We start from the raw sequence: 19,881 nt of genomic DNA on the forward strand, positions 1-19,881 counted from the left end.
GGGGATCACCCATGGAGTGGCTCGATCAGAACCTCTGGCTCGCGTGGCTCGGCCTCGCCCTCGTCCTGGTGGCGATCGAGGCTGCGACCGTCGACTTCACCTTCGTCATGCTCGCCGGTGGTTCACTCGCCGGAGCGGTCGCGGCCGGAGCCGGCCTGGGCTTCGTGTGGCAGGTCATCATCGCGGTGGTCGTCTCCTTCGCGCTGATCCTCTTCCTGCGCCCCTACGTCAAGCGCCAGTTCGCCAGTTCCGAGGCCTCGCATTCGATCGGGGCAGCGGCCTTACCGGGCCGCTTGGCCCGGGTGATCGAGACCGTCACCGAAACCGATGGCCGGGTTCGACTCGCCGGCGAGACCTGGAGCGCCCGCGTCCCCGATGGCGCGCCGCCCTGCGAGCCCGGCGAAGAGGTGCGAGTCCTCGCCATCGACGGCGCCATTGCCGTCGTCACCAACCAGCCCGCCGGCTACCAATCGCCCGATGCTCATCAGGGGGGTCCGCCGGTCGGCGGAGCCTAACGTCGAAAGGAAACAATGAACTCAGGTACAGGGGTCTTGCTGATCTTCCTGCTGGCCCTGCTGCTCTTCGCGTTGGTCCTGCTCTTTAAGACCGTACGCATCGTCCCGCAGCAGACCTCGCTCATCATCGAGCGACTCGGCCGGTACTCGCGCACCCTCGAAGGGGGCATCCACATCCTGGTGCCCTTCGTCGACAAGGTCCGCGCCAATATCGACCTGCGCGAGCAGGTCGTCTCCTTCCCGCCGCAGCCCGTCATCACCTCCGACAACCTCGTGGTGAACATCGACACGGTCATCTACTACACCGTGATCGACGCCAAGCGGGCCGTCTACGAGATCGCCAACTTCATCCAGGGCATCGAGCAGCTGACCGTGACCACGCTGCGTAATGTCATTGGTTCGCTGGACCTGGAGCAGACCCTGACGAGCCGTGACCAGATCAACGGCCAGCTCCGCGGCGCCCTCGATGAGGCGACCGGCCGCTGGGGGATCCGCGTCAACCGCGTCGAGCTGAAGGCCATCGACCCGCCGATGAGCGTGCAGGAATCGATGGAGAAGCAGATGAAGGCCGAGCGGGACCGCCGCGCCGCCATCTTGAACGCCGAGGGTGTCAAGCAGTCGCAGATCCTGACGGCCGAGGGTGAGAAGCAGTCCCAGATCCTGCGCGCCGAGGGTTCGGCCCAGGCTCGCATCCTCGAGGCACAGGGTCAGGCTCGCGCCATCAAGCAGGTCTTCGACGCGATTCACCGCGGCAAGCCCACCCAGAAGTTGCTGGCCTACCAGTACCTGCAGGTCCTCCCGCAGATCGCCCGTGGTGACTCCAACAAGATGTGGATCGTCCCCTCCGAGCTCACCGACGCCCTTCGCGGCATTGGCGGCGCGCTCGGCCAGGGCGGCGACAGCAACGGCCCCGGCGGCATCGACAGCGAGGACTGGGTCGATGTGCCCGAAGAGGTCACCGACGACGCCTTCGACGACACGGTCCTGGAGGACCCGCGCGAGGCACTGAAGGAAGCCCGCGGTCAGGCCGGTCAGGCCAGCCGGGAGGCGACCGAGCACGCGACCCCGGCCCAACGGGTGCAGCCCTCCGCCTCGCCCCGGCACTCGATCCCGGACGCCCCGCGCGCTCCCGAGCCGCCGAGTGCACCGAGCGCGCCCACCGCGCCTCCGACCGGTCCGCCGATGCCGGACGTGCCCCCGCCCGCACCGGAGAGCCCGGACTTCCCGCAGCGGTAGTCCTCGTTCCTCCCGGCGCGAGCCGACTCTCCGGACACCCGGCCAGCCCTCTAGGGTTGGCCGGGTGTCCGTCGTTGAAGTCGTTGCCGTCATCGTGGCAGCGCTGGCCGCCGGGGCCATCAATACGATCGTCGGCTCGGGCACCCTGATCACCTTCCCGACCCTGCTCGCGCTCGGGGTCCCGCCCGTCACCGCGAATATCTCGAACTCCATCGGGCTGGTGGCCGGTGGGATCAGCGGGACTGCGGGGTACCTGCCGGAACTCAAGGGCGCGGGCCGGCTCGTCGCACGGCTGTTGCCGGCTTCGCTCCTTGGCGGGATCAGCGGCGCCCTGCTGCTACTTGTCCTGCCGCCCGAGGCCTTCCAGGCGATCGTCCCGGTGCTCATCGCGCTCGGAGTGATCCTCGTGATCGCCGGGCCCCGCCTTCAGGCCTGGGGCCGATCACACCATCGTGAAGGGGGAGTGACCCCGACCTGGCAGGTCATCGCGCTTATCGGTGGGATCTTTGTCGCCGGGATGTACGGCGGCTACTTCGGAGCCGCTCAGGGGGTCATCCTGATCGGGCTGCTAAGCGCCCTATCCACCGAGCCGCTGCAGCGGCTCAATGGCCTCAAGAACGTGCTCGGCACGGCCGTCAATGCGGTCGCCTCGCTGATCTTCATCCTGGTCGCGCCGGAACTCGTGGACTGGCGGATCGCCGCCCTCATCGCAATCGGTGCGCTGATGGGCGGCTTCCTCGGTGCCCGGATCGGCCGCCGCCTGCCCCCCAATGTGCTGCGCGCCGTGATCGTCGTGATCGGCCTCGTCGGCATCACCAAGATCGTGCTCGACTCGTGAGCACCGAGGCGATCCTCTGGCTCGGAGTCGCGATGGCCGTCGGGGCCTTCGTCCAGGGCACTGTCGGCTTCGGGCTCGCCGTCGTGGCGTCCCCCTTCGTCATCTTCACCGAGCCGGCTCTGATGCCAGGTGCCGTCCTCATCGCCACCTTCGTCGTGCCGATCATCGAACTGCTGGTCGGCCCGCGCGATATCGCCTGGCGGCCTCTGGGGTGGGCTCTCCTCGGCCGCATCGCGCTCACCCCGGCCGGCGTCCTGCTGGTCGCCTGGGCCTCGCCCGATCTCATCGGGGCGCTCGTCGGCGCGCTCATCCTGATCGTGGTCGCGCTCTCGGTGTGGCGCCTGCGGATCGCGGCGACGGGGCGCAATGCCCTCGCGGCGGGAGCGGTGACCGGGATCAGCGCGACCGCCGGGGCGATCGGCGGCCCCTTCTTCGCGCTCGTCCTGCAACACGAGCGACCCGCGCGGATCCGCAGCACCCTCGCCGTCTTCTTCATCGTCGGGGTGATCCTCTCGCTCGGCGGTCTCACTCTTGGCGGGACCGTCACCGAGCAGCAAATTCACGTGGGGCTGACCTGGATCCCCTTCGTGATCGCCGGGTTCGCGCTGTCCTTCCCGGCGCGCAAACGCCTCGACCAGGAGAAGATGCGCCAGGTCGTCCTCGCCTTCTGCGTCGTCGCGGGGGCGAGCGTGCTGGTCCGCACGCTCCTCATCCACCTTTAGATAATGGGCCCCGTGCCAATCGAGATTGAGGACGCGCAAGATGACCGCGTCGCCGACTATGTCCGCCTGACCGACGTGCGCTTGCGGCGCGTCCTCGAACCGGCGGGCGGGCTCTACATTGCCGAGTCGGAGAAGGTCATCCGTCGTGCCCTCGCGGCCGGACACCGCCCTCGCTCGCTCCTCATGGGCCGGCGCTGGCTGGACGACCTCGCCGATCTCATCGTGGCAGCCGAGGCCGACGGCACGCCCGTCTATGTCGCCGAGGACGATGTCGTGACCGCGATTACCGGCTACCAGGTGCACCGAGGCGCGTTGGCGGCGATGCATCGGCCGACGCCGCCGCCGCTCGCCGAGATCGTCGCCGACGCCAGGCGCGTGCTGATCATCGAAGACGTCGTCGACCACACGAACGTCGGGGCGGTCTTCCGGTCGGCTGCCGCGCTCGGGATCGACGCGGTTCTGGTCACCCCGCGCTGCGCCGATCCGCTCTATCGCCGGTCCGTGCGCGTCTCGATGGGCACGGTCTTCCAGGTCCCCTGGACCCGGATTGAGCCGTGGCCCGCGGGCGTGGATCAGTTGCGGGAGTTGGGGTTCACCGTCGCAGCGCTCGCCCTAGCGCCCGACGCTGTTGATCTTGATGACCTCGCGGCCGACCCACCTGAGCGCCTCGCTTTGGTCCTCGGCACCGAGGGCGATGGGCTGAGCGCGCGCACGCTGGCGCGGGTCGACCTCACCGTCACGATCCCGATGGCCGGGGGAGTGGACTCGCTCAATGTGGCGGCTGCGGGAGCCGTCGCCGCTTACGCCCTTCGCCCTCGCGGCTAGGCGTCGTTGCCTGTTACTCGCCGGTGTTCTGGTACATCCCGGTGATGGTGGCCCGCCCGATCGTCGCGCCGAGGTAATTGAAGGCGGCGACCGTGCAGCTGACCGAGTCGTCGATGCCAAGGTCGTCGGTATCGAGCGCGTGCACGGCGAAGACGTAACGATGAGGGATATCACCCTCGGGCGGCGCCGCACCCCCGAAGTCCTTGGTCCCAAAGTCGGTCCGGCACATGCAGGCCCCTTCCGGGAGGCCCTCGCCACCGTTGGCACCGGCGTTCTCGGCGAGTTCGGTCACCTCGGCGGGGATCCCGACGATGGTCCAGTGCCAAAAGCCCGCGGGCGTCGGGGCGTCGGCGTCGAAGCAGGAGACGGCGAAGGACTTGGTCCCCTCCGGCTGGCTGCGCCAGGTCAGGTGCGGGGAGATGTTCTCGCCGTCGAAGCCCCAGCCGTCGTAGACGTGCCGCTTGCTGAGCGTGTCGCCCTCGCTGAAGTTGTCGCTCGTGACGAGGAAGGTTTCGGTCGGCGGGAGCAGGTCGTAGGGGAACGGGGCCGCGGGTCGCTCAAGGCTCATTGTTCGACCTTAGGGTGGATCGCCGCGCAGGTGAAGGGGGTCGGACCGGGTGGGTCAGCGCACCAACCGGTCCATCAGCCGTTGCAGTTCGGCGGCCGGATCGGTGGTGAGGCCGCTGTGAACCGGCCCGGGGCGGATCACGGTGCTGCGCGGGGCGCTGAGCCACCCGAACCGCCGGCCGTCGTCGGCGAGGCGGGGCAGCCCGCCCCCTTCGACCCCCTTCGCAACATCGCACACGACGCCGAGCGCGGCGTCGACGGCGGCCAGATCGAGGTCTGGGGCGAGTGCGGCGAGGCGTTCGGGCGAGCGCGCGAAATCGGCGCCCAAGAAGTCCGCCGCCTGACATCGCAGGACGACTCCGACGTTGACGAACTCCTCACGCTCGGCGCGGGGCACCGCCCGCAGTACGACGTACTGGTAGGGCATCGGGGCGGTCATCGGCCTCCTCCCTTCGGCAGCCAGGCCTCCGGTCGCGCGAGGCGAGCGGTGAGGTGGTCGCGGTAGGCGCGTCGCACCGCGTCCGGGGTGTCGAGGAAGGGGGTGAGCTCGAGCCACTCCTCGGGGACCATCGCGACGATCTCCTCGATGACATCGGGCTTCAGGGTCGCAAGCGCCATCTGGTGGGCGCTCTTGATGTCTTGCACCCGGTCGGCGAGGACGTGATCGTCGGCGTTGAACGGCTGCTCGGCGAACCGGCGCGCGTTCGGTTCCTTGCTCGGCCACGCGTGGTGGAACCACAGCGCCGCGCCGTGGTCGATCGCCCAGACCTGGTCATGCCAGAGCAACAGGTTCGGATTGGACCAGGTGCGGTCGACGTTCGCGGTGAAGGCATCGAGCCAGACGATGTCATCGGCCACCTCGAAGGGGGCCGGCCGCGAGCCGTCGTACCCAAACGCACCCGGCAGGTAATCGACCCCGAGGTTCGCTCCGACCGAGGCGGTGAGGAGGTCCTGGACCTCTTCGTCGGCCTCATAGCGGGCGATGTCCTTGGGCAACTCAATCTCGACGAGCCGGGGGACCGCGATGCCCAGCCGGCGCGCCAACTCCCCGACGATCACCTCGGCGACGAGGACCTTCAAGCCCTGTCCCGCACCGCGCATCTTCACGACGTACATCCCGAGGTCGTCGGCTTCGACGAGGCCCGGCAGCGAACCCCCTTCCTTCAGGGGCACCGCGTAGCGAGTGGCGGTCACGTGTTCCAACACGCGGCTTAGGGTACGTGCCGATGCGGATTCGTCCCACGCCTGATCGGCGTGCTAGCGTTCCCCTTCGTTGCGAGGCCTTCTCCTGGGAGGCCGAGCGGCAGCACTTGTCCGGGTGGCGGAATTGGCAGACGCGCTAGCTTGAGGTGCTAGTGCCCTTATTTGGGCATGGGGGTTCAAGTCCCCCCTCGGACACCGAAGCGCCAAGGCCCCGTTTCTTCTCAGCGAAGAGGCGGGGCCTTCGCGATGGGCCGGTGAGGCACTCGACCTGTCACAAACCTGCACTTCGAACTCCAGCAAGCGTCGGTTCGCGCACCGACCTGTCACAAACCTGCACTTCCCGCCCCCGGGAAGCGACGCTTCGCGCACCGACCTGCCACACACCTGCACTTCGCACTCCAGCAAGCGTCGGTTGGTGCACCGAGCTGTCACTTACCTGCACTTCCCGCCCCCGGAAGCGACGGTTTGTGCACCGACCTGTCACTAAACCGCGGTTCGCGGGGCTGCTCGGCGGGAGACGATCATCCCGAAGGCGGCGGCGACGAAGAACATCACGATCCCGTAGACCGCCGGGGGCACCGCCATCTCCGCCTCGCCGAGCACCGTCACCGCCATCGCGATGGCCAGGGTCGAGTTGTGGATCCCGATCTCGAAACCAGAGGCGATCGCTTCCCGGTCGGTCATGCCGAGCAGACGCGGCACGATGTACCCGACGGTCAGCGAGATGGCGCAAAAGAGGGTGGAGACGAGGCCGACCTGCGCGAAGTACGAGCCGAAGTTGTCCTTCTCGCCGAGGATCGCCCCGAGCACGACGAGCAGCAGCAAGATGGCCGACGCAATCCGCACGGGCCGATCCATCCGCGCCGCGAAGTCCGGCGCCTTGGCACGGATCAACATTCCGATCCCCACGGGGATCAGCACGATCGCGAAGACCTGCACGACCTTCCCGAACTGCATCGTGAGGCCATCTTCGCTCGCGGCGAAGTAAGCGAGCGCGAGGTTGGTGACAAGCGGCAGCGTGATGATCGCGAGGACCGAGTTGATCGCGGTGAGGGTGATGTTGAGCGCCACATCGCCGCGGAAGAGGTGGCTGTAGAGGTTCGCTGTCGTCCCGCCGGGGGAGGCGGCGAGGAGCATGAAGCCCACGGCGAGAAGGGGGGAGAGCCCGAAGAGGTTCACCAGGCCAAAGGCGACGAGCGGCAAGAGCACGATCTGGCAGGCCAGCGCCACGAGGACCGCCTTCGGCCGCCGCGCCACGCGGGCGAAATCCGATGGGGTGAGGTCGAGGCCAAGCCCGAGCATGATGACGGCGAGCGCGATCGGGAGGCCGATCGTCAGCAGTGACGAATCCATGCGCCGAGGTTAGGGGCCCCTTCACGACACCTGGGCCCGCCAGCAGCCGTTGTTACTGTCGCGTAACCTTTGGGGTCGCGCCTACAGTGGCGGCCATGTCGCTTCCTTCCCGCTCGCTCCCTGACGGCCCACCCCCCGAGGAGGTCGTCCGGATCTGTCAGGAACTGATCCGGATCGACACCTCGAACTACGGGGACGACTCCGGACCGGGGGAGCGCGAGGCGGCCGACTATGTCGTGCGTGAGTTGCGCGAGGTGGGGCTCACGCCGCAGGTCTACGAGAGCAAGCCCGGGCGCACCACGGTGGCCGTGCGGATCCCCGGCGCCGATCGCTCCCGCGGAGCCCTGTGCGTCCACGGACACCTCGACGTCGTCCCGGCCAATGCCGAGGACTGGAGCGTTCCCCCCTTCGAAGGGGTCGAGCGCGACGAGTGCATCTGGGGCCGCGGCGCGGTCGACATGAAGGACATGGACGCGATGATCCTCGCCTGCGTGCGTCACCTGGCGCGCACCGGCACGGTGCCGCCGCGCGACCTCGTCATCGTCTTCTTCGCCGACGAGGAGGCTGGCGGCCGCCTCGGCAGCCACTACCTGGTGGAGAACCACCCGGAGGTCTTCGAGGGCGTCACCGAGGCGATCAGCGAGGTGGGTGGGTACAGCGTCACGGTGCCACGGGCCGAAGGGGGGACCCGTCGCGCCTACCTCCTCCAGACGGCCGAGAAGGGGATCGCCTGGCTGCACCTGCGCGCGAGCGGGCGAGCAGGGCACGGCTCCGTCCCGACCAAGGACAACGCGATCGTCCACCTGGCCGAGGCGATCGCCCGGATCAACGCCTACGAGTGGCCGCGCGAGTACCTCGCCTCGGTCCGGGAGTTGCTCGACTCGATCTCGGAGACGACGGGCACCCCCTACACCGATGACGACGCCGAAGACCTGCTGCAGCACCTCGGCGGCGCCCAAGGATTCGTCCGCGGCACCTTGCAGAACACCGCGAACGTGACGATGCTCCAGGCGGGCTACAAGCACAACGTGATCCCCCAGGAGGCCGTGGCGGCCGTGGATTGCCGCTACCTCCCGGGACACGAAGAGGACCTGATGCAAACGCTGAAGGAGCTCGTCGGTCCGAATGTGGCGATCGAGATGGAGCACCGGGATATCGCGCTCGAGGCCCCCTTCTCCGGGGACCTCGTCGAGGCGATGACGGAGGCGCTGCTCGCCGAGGACCCCGAGGCGCAGGTCGTGCCGTACTGCTTGTCTGGCGGGACCGACAACAAGGCGCTCTCGCTGCTCGGGATCACCGGGTACGGGTTCGCCCCCTTACGCCTGCCGGCCGAACTCGACTTCGCGGGGATGTTCCACGGCATCGACGAGCGGGTGCCGGTCGACGCACTGCACTTCGGTTCGCGGGTGCTCTGGCGCCTGCTCCAGACCTGCTGAGCGGGACCGAGCGCTCGACTTCCTAGCCCGCGCGCCGCTCCTGGCGCGGGACGCGAATGATCTTGCGGCGCAACCAGGACCGTTGCAGACCGCCGGTATAGATCACCGTTCGGTGCAACTCCCAATGCCCGTACTCGGCGTGTTCGGCAAGGGTCCGACGCACCTGGGAGCGCGTCGCCCCGCGGGGGAAGTTTAAGACGCTGTACTCGTACTCGACCATCGTCTGCCATTGTGGCCCACAACCCGCTACCGTCGTTGGTATGACCGCCGATGCGCGCGCCGCGCTCACTGCCCTGATCGCTGCTCTGGAGCGTCACTACGAGGCCTCGGGCCGCCGCGACGGCGAAGACGACCCGGTGGTGGTCGCCTCCTACGAGGACCTCGCCGATGCCTTCGAGACCTACGACGACGCGCTCTTCGCCGCGACCGGGGAAATGACCCCCTTCGAAGTAGTCGGCGAGCCTATCGACGATGACGACCTCGATGACGAAGAGGATGACGAGGACGACGACCTCGACGAGGATCAGGCGCCCGGTCCCTACGCGGGGCTGGACGATGAGGACTACGACGAGGACGAGCGCGACTAGGTCACGAACCTCCCCGGCGACCCTCAGGGTCTCCTCAGGGTGCGGCCGGTAACCTTTCCGAGGCTCCGGCCCGCCGTCGTCCCCATCCGAGAGGCTCTTTGATCCCGTGAATGTCGTTGACCTGTCCTACTTCCAGGCGATTGTCCTGGGTGTCGTCGAGGGCCTCACGGAGTTCCTGCCCGTGTCCTCGACCGGCCACCTCACGATCACCGAGAAGCTGCTCGGGCTCCCCGTGGACGCGCCGGTCGTGACCGCCTACACGGTGATCATCCAGTTCGGCGCGATCGTCGCGACCTTCCTCTACTTCTGGCGCAAGATCGTGCGGCTCTTCATGGCGTGGGTGCGCGGGCTCACGAGCGCCGAGGCGCGCGCTCATCATGACTACCAATTGGCCTGGGCCGTGATCGTCGGATCGATCCCGGTGGGCCTCGCGGGCTATTTCTTGCGCAACCTCATCACCGGCGACCTTCGCAGCCTCTGGGTGGTGGCCGCCGCCCTGATCCTCTGGAGCATCGTGATGGTGATCGCCGAGCGGCGCCACGATGTCCTCGACAAGCGCGGCGTCCAGCGCGGCGAAGGTCAGGTGACCCTCCTCGACGGGCTCATCATTGGTTCGGTTCAGTGCTTCTCGCTGATCCCGGGTGTCTCCCGCTCCGGTGCCACGATCTCCGCGGGCTTGCTGCGCGGCATCGACCGGGTCACCGCGACCGAGCTGTCTTTCTACATGGCGATCCCGGCCCTCACCGCAGGTGGCGCCTTCCAGGCCATCGAGGAGCGCTCCAACCTGGGCCAGCTCGGCTACGGACCGATGCTTGTCGGGCTGCTCGTGGCCTTCGTGGTCGCCTACGCCTCCATCGCCTGGCTGCTGAAGTTCGTCGCGAACAACTCGCTGATGGCCTTCGTCTGGTACCGCGTCACGGTCGGCACGATCCTGCTGATCCTCCTCGGCACCGGCACCATGGCGGCGACCTAAACGGCGGTTAAAGCCACCCGGACTTCTTAAAGAGCCGGTAGAGGTACGCGCAGGCCAGCACGATCGTGAGCAGCACCATCGGGTACCCGTAGTACACATCCCGCCCGGCGATCTCGACGCTGGCGTTGAGTTCGGGCATGTGCTCGAAGTTCATCCCATAGATGCCGGCGATCATCGTCGGGAGCGCAGCCATCCCGACCCAGGCCGAGATCTTGCGCATGTCCTCGTTCTGCTTGACCCCGACCTGCGCGAGGTGAGCGTTGAGGACATCGGAGAGCAGGCGATCCTGCGACTCGGTCTGGTCGATCGCCTGCATGAGGTGGTCGTGCACATCGCGAAAGAGCAGTCGCAGCTCGGGGTCATCGACCGGCGATCCGGGCCCATAGAGATGCGCCAGCGGACGGTTGAGCGGCATCGCGGCCCGCTTGAACTCCAGCACTTCCCGCTTCAGCCGATAGATCTGCTCGGAGGTGACGGCCGAATGACTATCGAAGACGGCCGTCTCGATCTCATCGAGGTCGGTTTGGATCTCGTCTTCGATCCGCTGATAGTTATCGACCACGGAGTCGACGATCGCGTGGAAGACGCCCATGGGCCCATGGGTCAAGGACGCGGGCTCGCTTTCAAGGTGAGCGCGCAGGTTGCCGAGCGGGCTCGCCTCGCCGCGCCGGATCGTCACGATGTAATTCCGACCGATGAAGAGCATCAGCTCGCCGGTCTCGATATCGGAGGTCTCCTCGACATAGCGCAGGGGCTTCAGCACGACGAAGACCGCGTCCCCGTAGCGCTCGATCTTGGCGCGCTGATCACCATTGATGGCGTCTTCGACCGCGAGCGGGTGGAGGTCCAATTCCTCGCTGATGATCCGAGTGAAGGCGTCCCAACTGGGGTTGAGGAGCCCGATCCAGATGAAATCACTGGTGTCACTGCCCTTGAGCGATTCCAACTCTTTCGAGATATCACCGCAAGGGAGCCGCTTACCGTTGCTGTACCGGGCCTGATTGACGATCACGAGGGCTATGTCACCACGCCCGTCGCCGGACCCGCACCTTTCGGCCGCCTTTACGCTGGTGACTCGTGGCGACCTGCATCCTGATCCGGCACGGCCGATCGAGCGCGAACACAGAGGGCATCCTCGCCGGATGGATGCCGGAGGTGCACCTCGATGAGAAGGGGGAGGAGCAGGCCGCAGGCCTCGCCGAGCGGCTCGGGCACCTGCCGCTGAGCGCGCTCGCGAGCAGCCCCTTGGAGCGCTGCCGGGAAACCCTCGCGCCCCTTGCGGCCCGCCTGGGCCTTACTCCCACCCTCCACGAAGGCCTCGCCGAGTGCCGATATGGGGCCTGGACCGGCCGCCCCCTTCAGGAACTCGCGAAGGAGCCGCTGTGGCGGATCGTCCAAGATGACCCGTGCGCCGCTCGCTTCCCTGACTCGCCTGAGTACCCGGGGGAGTCGCTCCCGCAGATGTCGGCGCGGGCGCTCGACGCGGTGCGTGAACTCGATGCTGACATCACCGCCGAGCATGGTGAGCAGGCGCTCTGGGCGCTCTGTTCGCACGGCGACGTGATCAAGGCGATCCTCGCCGACCTGTTGGGGTCCGGGCTCGCCCACTTCCAGCGTCTCCAGGTCGACCCGGCGTCCATTTCGGTCGTGCGGCTCGGTTCCGAGCGGCCCATGATCATGCGGTTCGGGGATACCGGTTCGCTCAACGCACCCCCGAGCGAACCGCTCGCCCAAGGGGACGGTGTCGTCGGCGGCGGCGCGGGTTAGTCTGTCGATTTATGAGCATCGTCGAATTCGATCCGCCCGATCGATTCGTGGTCGGGACCGTCGGTGAGCCTGGGGATCGCACCTTCTTCATCCAGGCCAGTGACCAGCACCGACGCGTCCAGGTCTCGATCGAAAAGGTCCACGCCAAGGTCCTCGCCGAACGCATCGGCGCGATGCTCGATCAGGTCGCTCAGGCCGAGGCCGGGATCGCGGCCGCGGTCGCCGAGATCGACAACGCGCCGCTCGACACGCCGGTCGAAGAGGACTACCGCGTGCTTGCGCTCTCCCTCGCCTGGGACGACGAGCGTCACGTCGTGGTGATCGAATGCCACGACCACGACCCGGATGAGCTGGACGCCGACGACGCGCCCGGGGCCCACACCTTGCGGGTGGTCTTGCGCCCTGCCCAGGCGCGAGCCTTCGCTCAGCGCAGCGAAACCGTCGTCCAGGCGGGTCGGCCGGCATGCCCCTTCTGCGGTGGCCCGCTCGACCCGACGGGTCACATTTGCCCGCGGGCCAACGGCTACAAGCGCTAGCCCCGTGGACGCCGATGCCACCCGGGTGCTGCTGCGCACGGGCCACATCTCGGTGCTTGGCGGGCTGCCGGACTCCAGTAATCACGCGGCCCTGGTGCGCGTCACCGCCGCACCCGATGAGGTCTTCGCGGTGTACAAACCGATCGCGGGGGAGCGTCCGCTCTGGGATTTCCCGGACGGGACCCTCGCCGGACGCGAGATCGCCTGCGCCCTGATCGATGAGGCGGGCGGGTGGGGCATCGTCCCGCCGACGGTCCTGCGCGATGGCCCGCTCGGACCCGGCGCGCTCCAGCAGTGGATCGGGGAGCCGCCCCGTGTTTCGCCGAGTCCGGTGACCGTGACCACCGCCGATGAGGTGCCGAAGGGGTGGTGGGTGGTCCTCGAAGGGGAGGGCGAAGGGGGCGAACCGCTCGTCCTCGCGCACGCCGACACCGCCGTGCTCCGCTCGATCGCGGTCCTCGACGCCGTGCTCAACAACTCCGATCGCAAGGGTGGCCACCTCCTGGACTGGCACGATCACACCTGGGGGATCGACCACGGCGTGAGCCTCCACGAGGAGCCGAAACTGCGCACGGTGCTCTGGGGCTGGGCCGGACGCCCCCTCGTCGAAGGCGACATCACGCGCCTCCAGGCGCTCGCGGGAGCGCTCGACGACGAGTCCTTGGTGGCCCAGCTGCAACCCCACCTCACCTCCACCGAGATCGATGCGCTGACCGAGCGGGTCGAGCGCCTCCTCGCGACCCGCAGACATCCGATGCCGAGCCCGGGATGGCCCGCGATCCCGTGGCCGGCGATGTAGTGGCACGGGATCGCTCGGGCCTCTCGTAGGCTGTCCGGGTGAAAGCCTGGCCTCGCCCCCACGTGCCCGCCGTCCCCGGTGACGGCATCCCCCTTCGGCTCCATGACACCGCAGAGGCAGCCGTCACCGAGGTGACCCCGGAGGGCACCGCGACGCTCTATGTGTGCGGCGTGACCCCGTACGACACGACCCACATGGGCCACGCTGCGACGTACGTGACCTTTGACCTCGTCCACCGGGCGCTCCTCGCGGCGGGCCACGACGTGCGGTATGTCCAAAATGTCACCGATATCGATGACCCGCTGCTCGAGCGCGCGGAGCGTGATGGCGTCGACTGGCAAGACCTCGCCGCAGACCAGATCGCGCTCTTTCACGACGACATGACCGCGCTCGGCGTGCTCCCGCCCCATGAGTACGTCGGCGTCGTCGAATCGATGCCGCAGATCGTCGCCGCCGTCCAGCGGCTGGTCGATGCCGGCGTCACCTACTCCCTGCCCAATGAGGACGCCGACGGCGAGGACGTCTATCTCGACACCACGGTCGTGCCCGGGCTCGGGACGATCAGCCATTACCCGCGCGAGGAGATGCTGACCCTCGCCGCCGAGCGTGGGGGAGACCCTGACCGGCCGGGGAAGCGGGACCCGCTCGACCCATTGCTCTGGCGGGCGGAACGCGGGGGTGAACCCGCATGGGAGGCGGGCGCGCTCGGGCGGGGACGGCCCGGCTGGCATATCGAGTGCACCGCGATCGCCATGGAGCACCTGGGCTCGCCGGTCGATGTCCAAGGGGGAGGCTCGGACCTGATCTTCCCGCACCACGAGATGACCGCGATCCAGGCCCACGCGCTCACCGACGCTCCCTTCGCCGGCCACTACACCCATCAGGGGATGGTCGCCTACGACGGCGAAAAGATGAGCAAGTCCAAGGGCAACCTCGTGCGGGTATCCACGCTGCGCGCGGAGGGTGTCGACCCCATGGTCATCCGGCTGGCTCTGCTCGCCCACCACTACCGCAGCGACTGGGAGTGGACCGACGATGTGCTCGCCGAGGCGCAGGACCGTCATGACCGGTGGCTCGCGGCGCTCTCGGTGGACGGTGCTCCGCCCGCGGATGACACCATCGCCGCGATCCGCGCCGCTCTCGCCGACGACCTCGACACCCCCGCGGCATTGGCAGCGGTGGACGCCTGGTGCGATCGGGCCACGATGAGCGAACGCGACCCCGCGGCGCCCGGAGTGCTCGCCCGAGCGCTGGACGCGCTGCTCGGGATTCGGCTCTAACTACAGGTCCTTGCCGCCCGGATAGGGGCTGTCACCGGGTCCGCGCCGACGCAGGTACCGCTCGAACTCCTTGGCGATCGCATCGCCGCTTGCTTCCGGCAGGTCCGCGGTGTCCTGCGCCTGCTCCAACGCCTCGACGTACTCGCCGACCTCCTCGTCGCTCTCGGCGAACTCATTGATCCCTCGCTCCCAGGCGCGCGCCTCATCAACGAGGTCGGCCGGGTCGATCGGCACGTCGAGGAGCCGCTCGACCGCGGAGATCAGGGCCATCGTCACCTTCGGGGACGGGGAGTGGCCGGCATAGTGCGGGACGGCTGCCCAGCAGGAAATCGAATCCATCCCGGCCTGACCCATGGCGTCCGCGAGGACCCCGACGATGCCGGTCGGCCCCTCATAGGTGGCCCGCTCCAGGTCGTAGCGGTGGCGGGTGGCCTCGGTATCGCTCGTCGCCGTCACCGGGATCGGGCGGGTATGCGCGACATCGGCGAGGAGCGCCCCAAGGTTGATCACGAGGCCCACCCCGGCATCCGTCGCAAGTTCGAGGAGCTCTCCGGTGAAGGCGCGCCAGCGGAAGGACGGCTCGATTCCACTCACGAGCAGGACATCGCGTCCGAGGCTGTCGGGAGAGGCGAGCAGGATCCGGGTGGTGCGCCATTGGATCCGGCGGCGCCCTTCGTCGCTCACGACGCGAGGGCGATTGACCTGGAAGTCGTAGTACTCCTCCGGGTCGAGGGCCGCCACGGGTTCGGCATCCCACAAATCCGCCAGGTGCGCGAGTGCGCCCGTCGCGGCCTCGCCAGCGTCATTCCACCCTTCGCAGGCGATGATCATCACCGGGTCGTGCAGCTCGGGCAGGTCCTCGAAGTCGATCACCGGCGCAAACTCCCTTCATCGACGGGTGCCCCCGGGAGGGCGTGGTGAGTTGTAAGCCTACGTCGCCTAGAGTCCTCGCACGTGAGCAAACTGCCCGAGGCCGTCCTGTGGGATATGGACGGGACCCTCGTCGACACCGAGCCGTACTGGATCACCGCCGAGCACGAACTCGTCTCCGCGTGGGGCGGCTCCTGGACTGACGAGCTCGCCCATCAGTGCGTCGGCAACGACCTGATCGTGACTGGCGAGATCATCGTCGCCAACTCCCCGGTCGAGCTCAGCCCGCACGAGGTCGTCGATCACCTCCTCGCGCGGGTCCTCGAGCAGATCGCGATCGAGGTGCCCTGGCGGCCGGGGGCGCGTGCGCTGCTCGCCGATGCGGTCGCGAAGGGGGTGCCAAATGCCCTCGTCACGATGTCCTGGCGCTCGCTGGCCGAAGCGGTCGTCGCGGCCCTGGAGACCGACACCTTCGACGCGGTCATCACCGGGGATGAGGTGAGCCATGGCAAGCCGCACCCCGAGCCGTATCTGGCCGCGACCCGAGCGCTCGGCGTCACCGCCGGGGGCAGCGTGGCGCTGGAAGATTCCCCGACCGGAGTCCGGTCGGCGACCGCTGCGGGAGTGCCGACGATCGCGATTCCGCACGTCGTGCCGGTCCCGGTGATCGCCGGCGCCGTCCAGGTCCCGACCCTCGTGGGCCTCGGCGTCGCCGACCTCGTCGATCTCGCCGCGACGGCCCGGCGGCGTTAAACCCCCTTCGTCCTCACCGAACTACTCGGGGATGAAAAGTTGGGCCGAGGCGACGGGCACAAAGCCCATCGTGAGGAAGAGGCGCAGGCTGCGCGTATTGCCCGGGGCCACGGCGGCGATCACGACCTCGGACTTCGCGACCGTGCGCAACGCGCCATCGACCAGCCACCGACCGCCGCCGCGCAGGTCGGCTTCGACGCTGATCTCGGGCAGGGCACCGATCCCGGAGCCCACCGTCACGAGCCCATCGATCCCATCGATCCGGTAGACGCGCACATCGTCGCGGATCCGGACCGCTCGATCGACTCGCGGGTGCCCGAAGGGGGGATCGACCTCGCGCAGGTCCTCTGGCTTGGGGGAGATCACGTCGTCCGGCGCGAGCCCGGTGCGCGCGAGCACGAGGTCGAGGTCGTCCACCCAGCCATTACCAGCGAGCGCCGTCACGACCTGGGGGTGTTGGGCGGCTCCGAAGCCATCGACCGGGGTTCCGCTCGCAAGGAGGCCCTTTAAGCGGGTGTGGACCGGGCCCCCTTCGGGCAGGCACAACATGGCGCGCCCGGTCACGCTAATGATGGCGGCGAGGTTCGGGTGCCAGGGCGGCACGACCTCCCACGAGCCGTCGGGGGGCGGGAAGTCGCCTTCCAGGCATGCCTGGATGAGTTCGGCCACCGGATGATGGACGACACCGGCATCGGTGAGGGGCTGCGCCACCCGTTCACGATAGGGGGCATCACCGGGGCGCGGCGAGGGCGACGCGCGGGTTTTTTTGGTCGCCGATCAGGCGCTCGGCGGCGCCGACTCCGCCTCGCCAGCAGCTGTCGTGCTGGGATCGAGGTGTCGCTGAGGCCAGGTCCGGTGGGATCGCCCGTCGGGAGCCGTCCAGGTACACCCGCCGTGCTCAGCGTCGAGGGATAGGCGCCACCCCGCGTGATGCTTGAAGCCGTGGTGGGCCCGACACAGCGCGACGAGGTTGGCCTCATCGGTCGGTCCGTGCGGGTAAGCGATCACGTGGTCCAGGTCGCAGCGGGTAGCGGGGACCCGGCAGCCCGGGAAGCGGCACGTGCCGTCGCGCGCCCGAACCTGTCGGGCGAGCCGAGCGCCGGGGCGATAAGCCGGGCTCGCCGGTCCGTTCACGACGCCCCGTGTCGGATCGAGGGGCGTGATGCGAACCGTCACGTCGGGGTCAGCGAGCCAGGTCGCGAGGTGATCCGGTAGGAGGCTCCCATGGCGCACCGACGTGATCCCTTCGGGGACGAACCATGTGCGCCCCCGATCGTCGCGGGTGATCCGCGGATTCGCCGCCAACTGCTTCGCGTCGAGCAGAAGAGATCGGATCTCGTACTCGGCGACACCATGGGGGACCTGGTCGGGATCGGGGAGCGGCCATCGCGTGGGACCCTCCCAGCACCACCGGGGGGCGTCGTCGTCGATGATCAGGTCGAGCCGATGACCGGTCGGGGTGGTGCGTGAGGTCCCGCGTGAGCGAACCGGCGCAACGCGACCCTCGTCGACCGGGCGGATGAGGTCGGAGGAGACGAGGAGCTCGACCGTCGTGGTGACCGTGGCCTGAGAGAGGATCAGGTCCGTCATCGCGTCGGCGCGCGCGGAGGTCAGGCTGGCCCCCTTCTCGCCGCTGCGCCGCCGCGCCTCGAGGTATTGCTGAGCCAGGCCATCGATCGCTGCCCACGCGCGAGCGGAGGTCTCACTCGGCAGGAGGGCCTCCCACGCGGCCATGCCGGGTTCGTCCCGACTGGGTCGGCAGGTGACATGGCGGCGCGACGCTGCCCGTTTGGCGTGCTCTGCGTGGCCCTGCGGATCGACGGCTGCCGCCACCCGACGAGCTCGCTCGCCAAGACGTCCGCAGTCCATCTCGACCACCGGCCGATCGGGGTCGGCGTCGCGATGGCGCTCTCCCGGGTGGAAAAGTCGGGCCTCGAACTCCTCGCGGTGCTCGTGGCGGGTGACCTGAGCAGCGCGGACAATCTGGTCCACGCGGTAGGGCTCCAGGTCGCCGCGAAGGCCAGCGCGATGGGTGCCGGGCAGCGACGTGGTGAGGTCGACCGCCCGCTCGATCCGAGCAGTCATGCTCCGCGGGGAGAGCCGCAGGATCGGTGCGAGCGAGGCGGCGGCAAAGCCCCAACCTCCCGGGATCGGGTGCAGCGGCTGCGGTCGAGGCAGACCTCGATCGGCGGCCTCTCGACATCGCTGCGCGTGGTCCGCGCGCCGCGATGCCTCATATCTCGCGACCTGCTCCTCGGTGGCGAGGGCGACCGCCGTGAGGGCCTCGGCCTGGAGGGCAGCGACCGCGTTGATCACCCGCTGGGTGGCGGCCACCACGCGCTCGGCCTCGCCCACTCGCATCGCGGCTACCGTGCGCGGGGACAATCCCGCGAGGGCCTCGGCGAGCGCGAAGGGGGCGGCCTCTTGCACCTGCTCGATCGACTCCCCGAGGGCGGCCGCTGCATCCGAGGCCCCCGGGTCCGTCTCATCATCGAGCAGTTCGAACATACGTCCAGTTTAGGACTGGGGTCCGACAACCCTCTTCGGATCAGCAGCCAGGGGGTCGACCGCGCCGACTAATTGTACTGACCGGAGACGTTGATCAATCGTGAGTAGGGCGGCTGGTTGCCACAGGCCGTGTACGGGCGATGCTGGTTGTACTGGTGCAGCCATGCCTCGTGGGCGTCACGGCGTTCCTGCTCGCTGCTGTAGCAGCGGGCGTAGGCCCACCCGTCGGCCATGGTCCGGTGGAAGCGCTCCACCTTCCCGTTGGTCTGGGGTCGGTAGGGGCGCCTCCGCTTCGGTGTGGTCGACAGGGCTTCGCAGGTGTCGCGCCACAGGTGCGACCGGTAGGCGCCGCCGTTGTCCGACAACACCCGTTCGATGGTGACGCCGCGGTCGGCGAACCATTCGACGGCTCGGTGCAGGACGGCGACGGCGGTGGCGGCGGTCTCGTCGTCGTGAATCTCGGTGTAGGCCACCCGCGAGTGGTCGTCGATGACGGTGTGCACGAACGCGTACCCGATTTTGGGGTTGTGCCACTCGCTCTTCGGCTTGCTCGGTGTCGCGGCCCGGTTGCGGTCGCCTTGGAGCCGGCCGACGTAGCGCCATCCGCCGCCGTCGGGGATGTTCCCGAGCTTCTTCACGTCCACGTGTACGAGCGAACCGGGATGGGGGTGCTCGTAGCGCCGGACGGGCTCACCGGTCGCGCGATCGACGTACGACAACCGGTTCAGGCGCGCCGCTGTGAGGATTCGATGCACCGTGGACGGGGCGATGCCGAGCCGGGACGCGAGCTGAACCGGCCCCTCCCGCAACCGCATTCGCAGGCTGACGCACCGCTTCGTCACCGCTAGCCCCGTCTTGGTCGGGAACGTCTTCGGGCGCGAGGATCGGTCTTCCATTGATTCGCCGGCAAGGTGGCGGTCGACCCAGCGTTTCACCGTCGGCCAGGACACCTGAAAGCGGGCTGCGACTTCACTGATCGGCCAGCCGTCCTCGATGACGAGGCGGGCGACCTTGAGACGATGACGCGGGGTCAGCGCCGCATTGGGATGACTCAAAGTTCCTCCTGACATAGGTCGGTGGCCGGTCGCGTCAGCGACCGGCCCCCATGGGGGG

At 68.5% G+C, this 19,881-nt stretch carries 23 protein-coding genes and 1 tRNA gene; 14 read left to right on the forward strand and 10 right to left on the reverse strand.

Annotation, left to right across the window (positions count from 1 at the left end):
- The first annotated feature begins 11 nt into the window (after positions 1-11).
- The 5 genes from AB8K43_RS07600 to AB8K43_RS07620 all read left to right on the forward strand — a co-directional run bounded on the left by AB8K43_RS07600 (position 12) and on the right by AB8K43_RS07620 (position 4,136).
- A complete protein-coding gene (locus tag AB8K43_RS07600; RefSeq protein ID WP_370893068.1) occupies positions 12-515 on the forward strand; it encodes an NfeD family protein in 504 nt (167 codons plus the stop codon).
- 15 nt (positions 516-530) lie between these two features.
- Entirely contained in the window at positions 531-1,751 is a 1,221-nt protein-coding gene (locus AB8K43_RS07605) for an SPFH domain-containing protein (RefSeq protein ID WP_370893070.1), read from the forward strand.
- A 64-nt stretch (positions 1,752-1,815) separates the two neighbouring features.
- Positions 1,816-2,589, forward strand: coding sequence for a sulfite exporter TauE/SafE family protein (locus AB8K43_RS07610; RefSeq protein ID WP_370893073.1), 774 nt, complete (start codon positions 1,816-1,818; stop codon positions 2,587-2,589).
- Complete coding sequence (locus tag AB8K43_RS07615; protein ID WP_370893075.1) at positions 2,586-3,311, forward strand: sulfite exporter TauE/SafE family protein; 726 nt, start codon at positions 2,586-2,588, stop codon at positions 3,309-3,311. The genes AB8K43_RS07610 and AB8K43_RS07615 overlap by 4 nt, the downstream gene beginning before the upstream one ends.
- Positions 3,312-3,323: 12 nt before the next feature.
- Positions 3,324-4,136 (forward strand): TrmH family RNA methyltransferase, encoded by an 813-nt coding sequence (locus AB8K43_RS07620; protein ID WP_370893077.1) that lies wholly within the window; start codon positions 3,324-3,326, stop codon positions 4,134-4,136.
- 13 nt (positions 4,137-4,149) lie between these two features.
- Here AB8K43_RS07620 and AB8K43_RS07625 read toward each other — a convergent pair whose 3' ends face one another.
- From AB8K43_RS07625 to AB8K43_RS07635, 3 genes are read right to left on the reverse strand one after another with little or no spacing between them, the layout of a single operon-like run.
- Positions 4,150-4,704: a YbhB/YbcL family Raf kinase inhibitor-like protein gene (locus AB8K43_RS07625; protein WP_370893079.1), complete on the reverse strand. Its 555-nt coding sequence runs from the start codon at positions 4,702-4,704 to the stop codon at positions 4,150-4,152.
- A 54-nt stretch (positions 4,705-4,758) separates the two neighbouring features.
- On the reverse strand, positions 4,759-5,142 hold the full coding sequence (locus tag AB8K43_RS07630; protein ID WP_370893081.1) for a DUF3037 domain-containing protein: 384 nt from the start codon (positions 5,140-5,142) through the stop codon (positions 4,759-4,761).
- Positions 5,139-5,909 carry a HipA family kinase gene (locus AB8K43_RS07635; RefSeq protein ID WP_370893083.1) on the reverse strand — a complete coding sequence of 257 codons (771 nt, stop codon included), beginning with the start codon at positions 5,907-5,909 and terminating at the stop codon, positions 5,139-5,141. The genes AB8K43_RS07630 and AB8K43_RS07635 overlap by 4 nt, the downstream gene beginning before the upstream one ends.
- 106 nt (positions 5,910-6,015) lie before the next feature.
- On the opposite strand from AB8K43_RS07635, the gene AB8K43_RS07640 reads away from it, so the two are divergent.
- A tRNA-Leu gene (locus AB8K43_RS07640) sits at positions 6,016-6,101 on the forward strand.
- Between the two features lie 288 nt (positions 6,102-6,389).
- Here the strand turns inward: AB8K43_RS07640 and AB8K43_RS07645 are convergent.
- The gene (locus AB8K43_RS07645) at positions 6,390-7,259 is read right to left on the reverse strand and encodes a bile acid:sodium symporter family protein (protein WP_370893085.1); all 870 of its coding nucleotides are present in this window, start codon (positions 7,257-7,259) and stop codon (positions 6,390-6,392) included.
- A gap of 95 nt (positions 7,260-7,354) precedes the next feature.
- Between AB8K43_RS07645 and AB8K43_RS07650 the strand changes: the two genes are divergently transcribed.
- Positions 7,355-8,695, forward strand: a complete 1,341-nt coding sequence (locus tag AB8K43_RS07650) for a M20/M25/M40 family metallo-hydrolase (protein WP_370893087.1) — start codon at positions 7,355-7,357, stop codon at positions 8,693-8,695.
- 22 nt (positions 8,696-8,717) lie between these two features.
- On the opposite strand, the gene AB8K43_RS07655 is transcribed toward AB8K43_RS07650, so the two are convergent.
- Positions 8,718-8,915: a DUF5703 family protein gene (locus AB8K43_RS07655; protein WP_370893089.1), complete on the reverse strand. Its 198-nt coding sequence runs from the start codon at positions 8,913-8,915 to the stop codon at positions 8,718-8,720.
- Positions 8,916-8,955: 40 nt separating this feature from the next.
- Here AB8K43_RS07655 and AB8K43_RS07660 point away from each other — a divergent pair, with 40 nt between their 5' ends.
- Together AB8K43_RS07660 and AB8K43_RS07665 are read left to right on the forward strand one after the other, a co-directional pair.
- Positions 8,956-9,282, forward strand: a complete 327-nt coding sequence (locus AB8K43_RS07660) for a primosomal protein (protein WP_370893091.1) — start codon at positions 8,956-8,958, stop codon at positions 9,280-9,282.
- 106 nt (positions 9,283-9,388) lie between these two features.
- Positions 9,389-10,255 carry an undecaprenyl-diphosphate phosphatase gene (locus tag AB8K43_RS07665; RefSeq protein WP_370893093.1) on the forward strand — a complete coding sequence of 289 codons (867 nt, stop codon included), beginning with the start codon at positions 9,389-9,391 and terminating at the stop codon, positions 10,253-10,255.
- 7 nt (positions 10,256-10,262) lie between these two features.
- Here the strand turns inward: AB8K43_RS07665 and AB8K43_RS07670 are convergent, their stop codons facing one another.
- The gene (locus AB8K43_RS07670) at positions 10,263-11,267 is read right to left on the reverse strand and encodes a magnesium and cobalt transport protein CorA (RefSeq protein WP_370893095.1); all 1,005 of its coding nucleotides are present in this window, start codon (positions 11,265-11,267) and stop codon (positions 10,263-10,265) included.
- Between the two features lie 65 nt (positions 11,268-11,332).
- Between AB8K43_RS07670 and AB8K43_RS07675 the strand changes: the two genes are divergently transcribed.
- Genes AB8K43_RS07675 through mshC form a run of 4 tightly spaced genes read left to right on the forward strand, consistent with a single transcriptional unit; the run spans position 11,333 to position 14,637 of the window.
- Positions 11,333-12,022, forward strand: a complete 690-nt coding sequence (locus AB8K43_RS07675; protein ID WP_370893097.1) for an MSMEG_4193 family putative phosphomutase — start codon at positions 11,333-11,335, stop codon at positions 12,020-12,022.
- Between the two features lie 11 nt (positions 12,023-12,033).
- Complete coding sequence (locus AB8K43_RS07680) at positions 12,034-12,558, forward strand: DUF3090 domain-containing protein (RefSeq protein ID WP_370893099.1); 525 nt, start codon at positions 12,034-12,036, stop codon at positions 12,556-12,558.
- Between the two features lie 4 nt (positions 12,559-12,562).
- Complete coding sequence (locus AB8K43_RS07685; protein ID WP_370893101.1) at positions 12,563-13,357, forward strand: SCO1664 family protein; 795 nt, start codon at positions 12,563-12,565, stop codon at positions 13,355-13,357.
- A gap of 38 nt (positions 13,358-13,395) precedes the next feature.
- Positions 13,396-14,637 carry a cysteine--1-D-myo-inosityl 2-amino-2-deoxy-alpha-D-glucopyranoside ligase gene (gene mshC / locus AB8K43_RS07690; RefSeq protein WP_370893103.1) on the forward strand — a complete coding sequence of 414 codons (1,242 nt, stop codon included), beginning with the start codon at positions 13,396-13,398 and terminating at the stop codon, positions 14,635-14,637.
- On the opposite strand, the gene AB8K43_RS07695 is transcribed toward mshC, so the two are convergent.
- The gene (locus tag AB8K43_RS07695; RefSeq protein ID WP_370893104.1) at positions 14,638-15,510 is read right to left on the reverse strand and encodes a PAC2 family protein; all 873 of its coding nucleotides are present in this window, start codon (positions 15,508-15,510) and stop codon (positions 14,638-14,640) included.
- An 81-nt stretch (positions 15,511-15,591) separates the two neighbouring features.
- On the opposite strand from AB8K43_RS07695, the gene AB8K43_RS07700 reads away from it, so the two are divergent.
- Positions 15,592-16,260, forward strand: a complete 669-nt coding sequence (locus AB8K43_RS07700) for an HAD family hydrolase (RefSeq protein WP_370893106.1) — start codon at positions 15,592-15,594, stop codon at positions 16,258-16,260.
- A gap of 21 nt (positions 16,261-16,281) precedes the next feature.
- Here the strand turns inward: AB8K43_RS07700 and AB8K43_RS07705 are convergent, their stop codons facing one another.
- From AB8K43_RS07705 to AB8K43_RS07715, 3 genes are all read right to left on the reverse strand, one after another.
- Entirely contained in the window at positions 16,282-16,971 is a 690-nt protein-coding gene (locus AB8K43_RS07705) for a hypothetical protein (RefSeq protein WP_370893108.1), read from the reverse strand.
- Between the two features lie 66 nt (positions 16,972-17,037).
- The gene (locus AB8K43_RS07710) at positions 17,038-18,768 is read right to left on the reverse strand and encodes a hypothetical protein (RefSeq protein ID WP_370893110.1); all 1,731 of its coding nucleotides are present in this window, start codon (positions 18,766-18,768) and stop codon (positions 17,038-17,040) included.
- Between the two features lie 68 nt (positions 18,769-18,836).
- The gene (locus tag AB8K43_RS07715) at positions 18,837-19,823 is read right to left on the reverse strand and encodes an IS481 family transposase (protein ID WP_370893112.1); all 987 of its coding nucleotides are present in this window, start codon (positions 19,821-19,823) and stop codon (positions 18,837-18,839) included.
- Positions 19,824-19,881 lie beyond the last annotated feature (58 nt).

Origin of the sequence: Janibacter sp. GXQ6167 (assembly GCF_041365945.1) — a bacterium.
Lineage (GTDB): Bacteria > Actinomycetota > Actinomycetes > Actinomycetales > Dermatophilaceae > JBGFSK01.